Below are 10,276 nucleotides of genomic sequence, written 5' to 3'. Positions count from 1 at the left end.
GCCGCTGGCCGGCATCCCGGGTGGGGGTGCCGGCCAGCGGATGTTCAGGTAGATCAGCTGTTCCAGTACTGGGCGACGAGGTCAGCGGCCTGCTGCTCCCACTGCGCGTACGCATCCGGGTAGGCCGACACCTGCACGGTCTGCGCGGCCTCGGTCAGCGGCATGTCCTGCCAACCATCAACCTGCTTCAGACCCTTCAGGAACGCCAGCGTGGAGTACTCCGGATCGGTGATCTGCTCCGGCGTGCCCCAACCCGAACTCGGGCGCTGCTGGAACAACCCCAGCGAGTCGTGATCGTTACGGTCACCCAGGTGACCCAGGTTCTCCAGCTTCGACTCCTGCAGGCTGGTCGCGATCGAGATAACGGCGGCACGCTCCGGCAGACCCGCCTTCTTCGTCGCCGCGACGATCGCCTTCACGTTCGCAACCTGCTCGTCATTCAAAGCGATCTTCGACTGGGCACCCTGCACACCGTGCGGGATCAGCCTGGCCCTGTCCACGCCCGGCTTGTCAGCCTGAACCACACCAACGCTCGACACCGGAGCGGCATGAGCCTCAGCCACGGGACCGGCGAACACACCACCGGCGAAAGCCAGACCAGCAATACCCAGAACGCTCTTACGCATGATCGTGTTCATCAGGAAGCTCCTTCACGGGGGTCGACACACACGCGCCGTAGGGGACGACATCGCGTGCGGGCACCTCGACAGGCGCTCGAAGAAAGGGGGAAGTCGACAGCCGCGGTCACGGCAAGCACGGGGGGCTTGCGGCGCCGGGACCATGTGTAACGACCGGCGGGCCACCATCATTCCGGCCCCGCACCACCCCGGCAGGCCAACAGGCCCGGCAGCGGGGCGTGCTGCTGCGCTCGTACGCATGGTGTAACGACCCCGGGCCCGGCGACATTCCGCCACCTGGCCGCCGCCACCCACGGACCCCCACCCCACGCCGCCACGAACCGGACCCGGGTACGCGACCGTCCGAGACGAGCTCGGCCGGCCCGCACCCCGAACACTGACAAAACGGACACGCCACGCAGGGGTGCCGCGAGCGATCAGCATGGGCGGCGTCGCCCGACCGGCCACAGGGCAGACAGACGCGACCCGTCCGGGTGCCGGCTGTGGTCAGCGCAGCGCGACAGCCCGCCCGTGAGCCCGAACGGAGGACTCCGCAGCCGCCGTCACGCTGGGATCATCACGCGGTGCATGTGAAGAATCCCCGCGTGGTGTTCGCCGCCGGGGCGGTGGCGCTCGTCGCCGTCGCCGGTTTCGTCTTCGGCCCGATGCCCCCGCGCGCCCCCGTCGACGCGGCCGCCGGGGCCACCGCCGCGACGGGCGGCTCGCCATCGGGGACCTGGCAGGACGGCGGCACCGAGCCCAGCCCCGGCACACCGGCGGCGGATCCGGCGCGTACCCGGGGGCCGGTCCGGTCGACGGACGGCGGGGTCGTGCCGGGCACGTCGGTGCCGGGAGCGACGGTGCCGGGAGCGACGGTGCCGGGAGCGACGGTGCCGGGAGCGACGGTGCCGGGCAGCCTGCCGCCGGTGGTGGACCACGGGCCGCGTACGGGCCGGAAGGTGGCCCTCACCTTCGACGCGGACATGACCGACGCGATGCGCCGGCAGTTGCGCGGCCCGAACCCGCCCTCGTACGCGAACCTGGCGATCGTGGACCTGCTGGAACGGCAGGGGGTGCCGGCGACCTTCTTCCTCACCGGCAAGTGGGTGCAGGAGTACCCGGAGCTGACCCGGCGGCTGGCCGCCAACCCCCGCTTCGAGCTGGCCAACCACAGCTACGGGCACGACGCGTTCACCCCGGACTGCTACCACCTGAAGCCGCTGCCCCGCCGGGAGATGACCGCTGACGTGGCGCGCACCTTCGACACCGTCACGCCGTACGGCGGCCGGCAGACCCGGTACTTCCGTTTCCCGGGCCTCTGCCACGACCGGACGGCGCTGACCGAGCTGGCCCCGCTCGGGCTGACCGTGGTCGACGGCGACGTGGTCAGCGGCGACCCGTTCGCCCGGTACTGGCAGCCGATCGTCCGGGCCGTGCTGAGCCAGGTCCGCCCCGGCTCGGTGGTCGTCCTGCATGTGACCGAGGCGAACGCGCCGATGACCGACGAGGCGCTGCCGCACATCCTCGCCGGGCTGGCCGAGCGAGGTCTGGAACCGGCCCCGCTCTCCGAGGTGCTGGGAGGCGCTGCCCGGGTTGCATCCCCGTCCTAGAGCACTTGAGTACGGAAGTGGGTCGGCCGCGCGGTCAGCTCCGGCCCGGCGTCCGCCAGCTGTCCGCTGGCCCTCGCCAGCCGGTTTCCGAACGATCCATCCTGAGCCGACCGGCTGACGACGGGTCGAAGCCGCCCGACAATCCCGACCAGACGCCTACGATCGGGGCAGAAGAGGAGAAGGAGGGTCGTCATGACGGCTGCGACGGAGATGCCCCGGGTCGAGGAGTGCGTGGTCACCTCCTGCGCCTACAACCACACCAACGACTGTCACGCGTTCGCGATCACCATCGGCAGCAGGGACCACGCCCACTGCGGCACCTTCATCGAGATGCCCGTACGCGCCGGGATCGAGCAGCTCATCGCGCAGGTCGGCGCCTGCCAGCGGGCGGACTGCCGGCACAACGCCGAGCTGGAGTGCCACGCTCCGGCGATCACCGTCGGCCCCGACACGGACATGGCCGACTGCATGACGTACCAGCGCCGCTGAGCACCCGGGCCCCGCCGGACGCGGGGCCGGCGGCCCGCTCAGCCGGCCAGGCCGTTGGCCTCCCGGATCACGCTGACCAACTCGTCGATGATGCCGGTCAGGGCGAAGTCCTTCGGGGTGAAGACCCGGGCCACCCCCGCCGCGCGCAGCGCGTCCGCGTCCCTGGCCGGGATGATGCCACCCACCACCACCCGCAGGTCACCCCGCCCGGCGGCGCGCAACCCGTCCAACACCGCCGGCACGGCGGCCAGGTGCGAGCCGGAGAGCACCGACAGGCCGACCAGATCCACGTCCTCCTCGACGGCGGCGGCCACGATCTGCCCGGCGGTGAGCCGGATTCCCTGGTAGACGACCTCGAAGCCGGCGTCGCGGGCACGTACCGCGATCTGCTCCGCGCCGTTGGAGTGCCCGTCCAGGCCGGGCTTGCCGACCAGCAGTCGCAGCCGACCGCTGCCCAACTCCCGGGCGGTGGCGGCGACCCGCTCGCGGACCGCGCCCAGCGTCGCGTCGCCGCCGGCCCCGGCCGCCCCGGCCAGCCCGGTCGGCGCCCGGTACTCGCCGAAGACCTGCCGCAGCGCGCCGGCCCACTCGCCGGTGGTCACCCCGGCCCGCACGCACTCCAGCGTCGCGTCCATCAGGTTCGTCGTGGTCGTGGCGTCCGCGCGGAGCCGGGCCAGCGCCGCGCGCGCCGCCGCGCCGTCCCGGCCGGCCCGCCAGCGGCGTACGGCCGCCACGGCGGACGCCTCCACGGCCGGGTCGACCCGCTCGACGGCCTCGGCGCCGGCCGCGGTCAGCGGTGACGGCTCGGTCTCGGTGAACCGGTTCACCCCGACCACCACGTCGGTGCCCGCCTCCATCCGGCGCCGCCGGTCGGCCAGCGAGGCGACCAGCGCGCTCTTGAGGTAGCCGGTCTCCACGGCGGCGACCACGCCACCCATCTCCAGCACCTTCTCCAGCTCGGCCCGCGCCCCGGTGACGATGTCGTCGACCAGCGCGGTCATCACGTGCGAGCCGGCGAAGAGGTCCGGGTACTCCAGCAGGTCCGACTCGTACGCGAGCACCTGCTGCATCCGCAACGACCACTGCTGGTCCCACGGGCGGGGCAGGCCGAGTGCCTCGTTCCAGGCGGGCAGCTGCACCGCGCGGGCCCGGGCGTCGCGGGAGAGGGTGACGCCGAGCATCTCCAGCACGATGCGCTGGATGTTGTTCTCCGGCTGGGCCTCGGTCAGGCCGAGCGAGTTGACCTGGACGCCGTAGCGGAACCGACGGTGCTTGGGGTTCTCGACGCCGTAACGCTCACGGGTGATCTCGTCCCAGAGCGCCCCGAAGGCGCGCATCTTGGCGATCTCCTCGACGAAGCGCACCCCGGCGTTGACGAAGAAGCTGACCCGCGCGACGACGTCGCCCATCCGCTCAACGGGCACCTGGCCGCAGTCACGTACCGCGTCGAGCACGGCGACCGCGGTGGCCAGCGCGAAGCCGACCTCCTGCACCGGCGTCGCGCCGGCCTCCTGCAGGTGGTACGAGCAGATGTTGACCGGGTTCCACTTCGGCATCTCGCGCAGCGTGTACGCGATGACGTCGGCGGTGAGCCGCAGCGACGCCGCCGGCGGGAAGATGTACGTTCCCCGGGACAGGTACTCCTTGATGATGTCGTTCTGCGTGGTGCCGGCGCAGCGGGACAGCTCCGCGCCCTGCTCGGTGGCGACCGTGCCGTAGAGGCCGAGCAGCCACATCGCCGGCGCGTTGATCGTCATGGAGGTGTTCGTGTCGGCGATCGGGATGCCGTCGAAGAGCGCCCGCATGTCGCCCAGGTGGGCCACCGGCACGCCGACCCGGCCGACCTCGCCGGCGGCCAGCTCGTGGTCCGGGTCGTACCCGGTCTGGGTGGGCAGGTCGAAGGCGACCGAGAGCCCGGTCTGTCCCTTCGCCAGGTTGCGGCGGAAGAGCGCGTTGGTGGCCGCGGCGGAGGAGTGCCCGGCGTAGGTGCGCATCACCCACGGGCGGTCGCGCTCCGGCAGCCGATCCGGGAGAGCCTTCTCGTCCATGGCCGGAGTCTAAGTTACCGTTCAGTAGAACGGGCTGTGGAAAATTGCACAGGCCCGGGAGCGGAACACCGGGGACAGCCGGCGCGGGATGGGCGAGTTCACCACACCCCGAGGCCGCCCCGCAGCCGGCCTGGTCGCACACTGGACGACATGGATGACCAGCTCGCGATCTCCGTACGAGGACTGCGTAAGGCGTACGGCGACAACGTCGCGGTGGCGGGGGTGGACCTCGACGTCCACCGGGGCGAGGTGTTCGCGCTGCTCGGTCCGAACGGCGCCGGCAAGACGACGACGGTGGAGATCCTGGAGGGTTACCGGCAGCGCGACGCCGGCGAGGTCCGCGTGCTCGGCAGCGACCCGGCCCACCCCGACCCGCACCATCGTTCCCGGATCGGCATCGTGCTCCAGGGCACCGGCGAGTTCGACGAGCTGACCGTGGGCGAGGTGGTCCGGCACTTCGCCGGCTTCTACCCCGACGCCGACGACCCGGACAGGGTCGTCGAGCGGGTCGGCCTGACCGGCAAGGCCGGAGCCCGAACGCACACCCTCTCCGGCGGGCAGAAGCGCCGGCTCGACGTCGCGTTGGGCATCATCGGCCGCCCCGAACTGCTCTTCCTCGACGAGCCGACCACCGGCTTCGACCCGGAGGCCCGGCACGAGTTCTGGGACCTGATCCGGGACCTCGCCGCCGCCGGCACCACCATCGTGCTCACCACCCACTACCTGGACGAGGCGGAGGCGCTCGCCGGCCGGGTCGGCGTGATCGCCGCCGGCCGGCTGGTCGAGGTGGCCCCGCCGGACCGGCTCGGCAACCGGCAGGAGGCACTGGCCACGGTCTCCTGGCGTACCCCGGACGGGACGCCGGAGACCGCGCGGAGCGCGACGCCGACGGCACTGGTGGCGGAGCTGGCCACGCGCTTCGGCGGCGAGGTCCCCGGCCTCACCGTGACCCGGCCGACCCTGGAAGACGTGTACCTGACGATGATCGGACGCCGATGACGACCACGACGAGGCCGGGCACCCCGGTCGCCACCCCCGCCCGGAGGCTCTCGGCGGGCACCCTGGCGCTACGACAGGGCCGGTTGGAGATCACCCAGTTCCTGCGCAGCCGGGAGTCCGTCGTCTTCACGATGGGCTTCCCGATCATCATGATCATGATCTTCGCGGCGATCTTCCGCGACGAGATCGCCCCGGGGGTCAGCTTCACCCAGTACTTCGTCACCGGCATGATCGCGACGGGTCTGATGACGGTGAGCTTCCAGAACCTCGGCATCTGGATCCCCATCGAGCGGGACCGGGGGGTGCTCAAACGCTACCGGGGCACGCCGATGCCGAAGTGGGTCTGGTTCGCCGGCAAGGTGATCCTGGTGGTGGCGATCGGCCTGGCCGAGACCGCGCTGCTGCTCGCCGTCTCGGTGGCGCTGTTCGACCTGGACCTGCCGGGCACCGCCGCCCGGTGGCTCACCTTCGGCTGGGTCTCCGTGCTCGGAATCACCGCCTGCACCCTCTGCGGCATCGCCATCTCGTCGTTGGCCCGCACCGCCCGCAGCGGCTCCGCCGTGGTCACCCCGGTGGCGCTGGTGCTCCAGTTCATCTCCGGGGTGTTCTTCGTCTTCACCAACCTGCCCGCTTGGATGCAGCAGGTGGCGGCGCTCTTTCCCTTGAAGTGGATGTGCCAGGGGCTACGGGCGGTCTTCCTGCCGGACAGCTTCGGCGCCCACGAGCCAGGCGGCTCTTTCGAGCTGGGCCGGGTCGCCCTGGTCCTCGCCCTCTGGTGCGTCATCGGCCTGGTGCTCTGCCTGACCACCTTCCGCTGGACCACCAAGCGCGACGGCTGAGCGACGTACGAGGAGGGGGCCGGACGCGACGCGCCCGGCCCCCTCCGTCCGCGCTCAGTACTGGTAGAAGCCCTGGCCGGTCTTGCGGCCCAGGTCACCGGCGGTGGCCATGCGCTGGAGCAGCTCCGGCGGGAAGAACTTCCCGTCGGCGGTGTCGGTCCAGATGTTCCTGGTGGCGTTCAGCAGCACGTCCACGCCGGTCAGGTCGACGGTGGCCAGCGGGCCCATGGCGTGACCGAAACCCAGCTTGCACGCGGTGTCCAGGTCCTCGGCGGAGACCACGCCGGACTCGACCAGCTTGACCGCCTCCATGGCGAGGGCGCAGATCAGCCGGGTGGTGACGAAACCGGCGATGTCCCGGTTCACCACCACGACGGTCTTGCCGATCCCCTCGGCGAACGCCTTCGCCGCGGTCAGGGTCTCGTCGCTGGTCTTGTAGCCGCGGACCAGCTCGCAGAGCCTCATCATCGGCACCGGCGAGAAGAAGTGGGTGCCGACGACCGCCTCCGGCCGGTCGGTCACGGCGGCGATCTGGGTGACCGGGATGGCCGAGGTGTTGGTGGCCAGAATCGCGTCGGACTTGCAGATCTTGTCCAGCGCGCGGAACACCTCGTGCTTGATCTCGATCTTCTCGAAGACCGCCTCGATCACGATGTCCGCGTCCGCCGCCGCCTCCAGCTCGGTGGTCGTGGTGATCCGGCCGAGGGTCGCCTCGACCTCGGAGGCGTCGATCCTGCCCTTCTCGGCGAACTTCTCCAGCGACGTGCGGATGCCGGCGACGCCCCGCCGGATGGCCGCGTCGTCCAGGTCGCGCAGCGTCACCTGCCAGCCCGCCTGCGCCGCCACCTGGGCGATCCCCGAACCCATCAGCCCGGCACCGACGACCGCGAGTCGACCCGCCATCTGCTTTCTCCCTCGCTGCGATTGAGTGTCTGTCTGCACCCTAGTCGCCGAGACTGAACGAGGGCTAAGTCCCTGGTGGGAGGCGGCATGACCGCCACCGGTCGGGCGCGCTGACGGCGCGGCTGGCCGTCGACGGCCCGGGCCGCTCAGATGGTGAGCTCCGGTGTCTGCGCGACGCTGCCCCGCTCGACCTCCACACCCAGCGCCCGCAGGTCCGCCACCAAGTCCGGGTACCCCCGGTCGACGTGGTGCACGTGGGACACCTCCGTGGTCCCGTCCGCGCAGAGCCCGGCGATGATCAGCCCGGCGCCGGCGCGGATGTCGGTGGCCCGCACGGGCGCGCCGGAGAGCCGGTCCCGCCCCCGCACCACCGCGTGGTGCCCGTCGGTCTTGATGTCCGCGCCCAGGCGCATCATCTCGTTGGCGAACATGAACCGTCCGTCGAAGATGTTCTCGGTGATCAGCGAGGCGCCGTCGCTCACCGCGGCCAGCCCGATCGCCATCGGCAGCAGGTCGGTGGCGAAGCCCGGGTACGGCAGGGTGACCACGTCCACCGCCCTCGGCCGGTCGTCGGCGCGTACCCGGAAGGCACCGCCACGGGTCTCCACCAGCGCACCGGCCGAGACCAGCTTGTCCAGAGCCACCTCCAGCAACACCGGGTCGACGCCGGTGACGGTGACGTCCCCCCGGGTCATCGCCGCGCCGAAAGCCCACGTCCCGGCGACGATCCGGTCCCCCACCGTGGCGTGCCGCACCGGCCGCAGCTCGGGCACCCCGACGATGCGCAGGGTGGAACTGCCGGCGCCCGAGATCCGGGCGCCCATCTGGTTGAGCATCGTGCAGATGTCGACGATCTCCGGCTCGCGGGCCGCGTTGTCGATGACCGTCACGCCCCGGGCCAGCACGGCCGCCATCACCAGGTTCTCGGTCGCGCCGACGCTGGGGAAGTCCAGCACGACCTCCGCGCCGCGCAGCCCGTCCGGGGCGGCGGCGATGACGAAGCCGTGTTCGCCGGAGATGTCCGCGCCCATCCGGGCCAACCCGCCGATGTGCATGTCCAGCCCACGGGAGCCGATCGCGTCCCCACCGGGATGCGCCACCCGCACGTACCCCCGGCGGGCCAGCAGCGGCCCCAGTACGCAGATCGACGCGCGCAGCCGCCGGACCAGGTCGTAGTCGGCCTCGGCGCCCGGCTGCTCCGGCACGTCGATGACGACAGAGCGGGACCGGGCGGTCCCGCCCCGGGCCACCATCGGGTCGACCGGGTCGTCCGCCTCGAAGCGCACTTCGCAGCCGAGCCGGCGCAGCACCTCACCCATGATCGCGATGTCGGTGATCCGGGGCACGTTGGTTATCACCGTCCGGCCCGGAGCCAGCAACGCCGCCGCCATCAGCTTCAACGCCGAGTTCTTCGCGCCCACCACGTGCACGGTGCCGGCCAGGCGGGCCTGGCCGGCCACCCGGATGACGTCCACGTCGTGGGCTCCCGGCGCACCGGCGTCGCCCGCCCGCCCGGCAGCCGGGTCCGGGCCTGCCGGGATCGTCAGGTCCGGTATCCGTAGGCTGTGCGTCATGGCCGTCCACCTCACGCGCATCTACACCAAGGCCGGCGACGCCGGCATGACGAGGCTGAGCAACAACGAGCAGGTGCCGAAGACCGATCCACGCATCACCGCGTACGCGGACGTCGACGAGTGCAACGCGGCGATCGGAGTCGCGATCGCCCTGGGGCAGCTCGATGACGAGTTGCGGGCGGTGCTGGGATCGATCCAGAACGAGCTGTTCGACGTGGGCGCCGACCTGTCCACCCCGGTAGAGCCGGACCCGAAGTATCCGCCGCTGCGGGTCACCGAGGAGTACGTCGAGCGCCTCGAGGGGTGGTGCGACGAGTACAACGCGCGCCTTGGCAAGCTCGACTCCTTCATCCTCCCCGGCGGCACCGCTGGCGCGGCGCTGCTGCACGTGGCACGGACGATCGCCCGGCGCGCCGAACGGGCGGCCTGGGCCCTGGTCGCTCACGATCCGGATCGCACCAGTTCCCTCCCGGCAAAGTATCTCAACCGCCTCTCGGATCTGCTCTTTATCCTGTCAAGAACGGCAAACCCGAACGGGGATGTGCTATGGGTGCCGGGCGGTCGGCGCTGAACGTCGGCGCGCTGCACCACGTCGAGGTCTGGGTACCCAGTCTCGACGCCGCCACCACGAGTTGGGGCTGGCTCCTCGGCGAACTCGGTTGGACGCCGTACCAACGGTGGCCGGCCGGCCGGTCTTGGCGGCTCGGCCCGACCTACCTGGTGCTGGAGGAGTCACCGGCGCTGCGCGGGCCGGTCCACGACAGGTTCGCGCCGGGGCTCAACCACCTGGCGTTCCACGCCGGTACGCCCGCTGCCATGGACCGGCTGGTCGCCGCCGCGCCCGGGCACGGGTGGGAGCTGCTCTTCCCGGACCGCCACCCGCACGCAGGCGGCCCGCAGACCTACTGCGCCTACCTCTCCGACACGCAGGGGTACGAGGTCGAGCTGGTCGCCGACCTCGACTGACCGGTCCCCACGCACCGGCGCCCAGGACCGTGCGGCCTGCTCGGCGCCTTCCGGATCCTGGCGGGTCTCCGTTCGCCGACGACAAGTCGCCAGGATCCGGAGATGCCGCTGGCCGGCATCCCGGGTGGGGGTGCCGGCCAGCGGATGTTCAGGTAGATCAGCTGTTCCAGTACTGGGCGACGAGGTCAGCGGCCTGCTGCTCCCACTGCGCGTACGCATCCGGGTAGGCCG

The 10,276-nt window shown here is 71.6% G+C and carries 10 protein-coding genes; 6 read left to right on the top strand and 4 right to left on the bottom strand.

Annotated features, from left to right (window positions below; genetic code table 11):
- Positions 1–53 precede the first annotated feature (53 nt).
- Positions 54–638 (bottom strand): hypothetical protein, encoded by a 585-nt coding sequence (locus tag E1165_RS25725; protein WP_132394312.1) that lies wholly within the window; start codon positions 636–638, stop codon positions 54–56.
- Positions 639–1,201: 563 nt separating this feature from the next.
- On the opposite strand from E1165_RS25725, the gene E1165_RS25715 reads away from it, so the two are divergent.
- Both E1165_RS25715 and E1165_RS25710 read left to right on the top strand, forming a co-directional pair.
- Positions 1,202–2,227 (top strand): polysaccharide deacetylase family protein, encoded by a 1,026-nt coding sequence (locus E1165_RS25715; protein ID WP_243704987.1) that lies wholly within the window; start codon positions 1,202–1,204, stop codon positions 2,225–2,227.
- 192 nt (positions 2,228–2,419) lie between these two features.
- Positions 2,420–2,716 (top strand): DUF1540 domain-containing protein, encoded by a 297-nt coding sequence (locus E1165_RS25710; RefSeq protein WP_132394311.1) that lies wholly within the window; start codon positions 2,420–2,422, stop codon positions 2,714–2,716.
- A 38-nt stretch (positions 2,717–2,754) separates the two neighbouring features.
- Here E1165_RS25710 and E1165_RS25705 read toward each other — a convergent pair whose 3' ends face one another.
- The gene (locus E1165_RS25705) at positions 2,755–4,764 is read right to left on the bottom strand and encodes a protein meaA (protein WP_132394310.1); all 2,010 of its coding nucleotides are present in this window, start codon (positions 4,762–4,764) and stop codon (positions 2,755–2,757) included.
- 150 nt (positions 4,765–4,914) lie between these two features.
- Here E1165_RS25705 and E1165_RS25700 point away from each other — a divergent pair, with 150 nt between their 5' ends.
- Together E1165_RS25700 and E1165_RS25695 are read left to right on the top strand one after the other, a co-directional pair.
- A complete protein-coding gene (locus E1165_RS25700; protein WP_132394309.1) occupies positions 4,915–5,763 on the top strand; it encodes an ABC transporter ATP-binding protein in 849 nt (282 codons plus the stop codon).
- Positions 5,760–6,602 (top strand): ABC transporter permease, encoded by an 843-nt coding sequence (locus E1165_RS25695; protein WP_132394308.1) that lies wholly within the window; start codon positions 5,760–5,762, stop codon positions 6,600–6,602. Before E1165_RS25700 ends, E1165_RS25695 begins: the two co-directional genes overlap by 4 nt.
- A gap of 54 nt (positions 6,603–6,656) precedes the next feature.
- Here E1165_RS25695 and E1165_RS25690 read toward each other — a convergent pair whose 3' ends face one another.
- Positions 6,657–7,505 carry a 3-hydroxyacyl-CoA dehydrogenase family protein gene (locus E1165_RS25690; RefSeq protein ID WP_132394307.1) on the bottom strand — a complete coding sequence of 283 codons (849 nt, stop codon included), beginning with the start codon at positions 7,503–7,505 and terminating at the stop codon, positions 6,657–6,659.
- Positions 7,506–7,651: 146 nt separating this feature from the next.
- Positions 7,652–9,079 (bottom strand): UDP-N-acetylglucosamine 1-carboxyvinyltransferase, encoded by a 1,428-nt coding sequence (gene murA / locus E1165_RS25685; RefSeq protein ID WP_132394306.1) that lies wholly within the window; start codon positions 9,077–9,079, stop codon positions 7,652–7,654.
- Here murA and E1165_RS25680 point away from each other — a divergent pair.
- On the top strand, positions 9,078–9,650 hold the full coding sequence (locus tag E1165_RS25680; protein ID WP_132394305.1) for a cob(I)yrinic acid a,c-diamide adenosyltransferase: 573 nt from the start codon (positions 9,078–9,080) through the stop codon (positions 9,648–9,650). The two genes, murA and E1165_RS25680, sit on opposite strands and share 2 nt — an antisense overlap.
- Positions 9,626–10,045, top strand: coding sequence for a VOC family protein (locus E1165_RS25675; RefSeq protein ID WP_132394304.1), 420 nt, complete (start codon positions 9,626–9,628; stop codon positions 10,043–10,045). Before E1165_RS25680 ends, E1165_RS25675 begins: the two co-directional genes overlap by 25 nt.
- Positions 10,046–10,276: the final 231 nt, after the last annotated feature.

This window comes from Micromonospora sp. KC723 (genome assembly GCF_004348595.1).
In the GTDB taxonomy this organism is placed as follows: Bacteria; Actinomycetota; Actinomycetes; order Mycobacteriales; family Micromonosporaceae; genus Micromonospora.
This window is presented reverse-complemented; position numbering and strand designations above follow the sequence as displayed.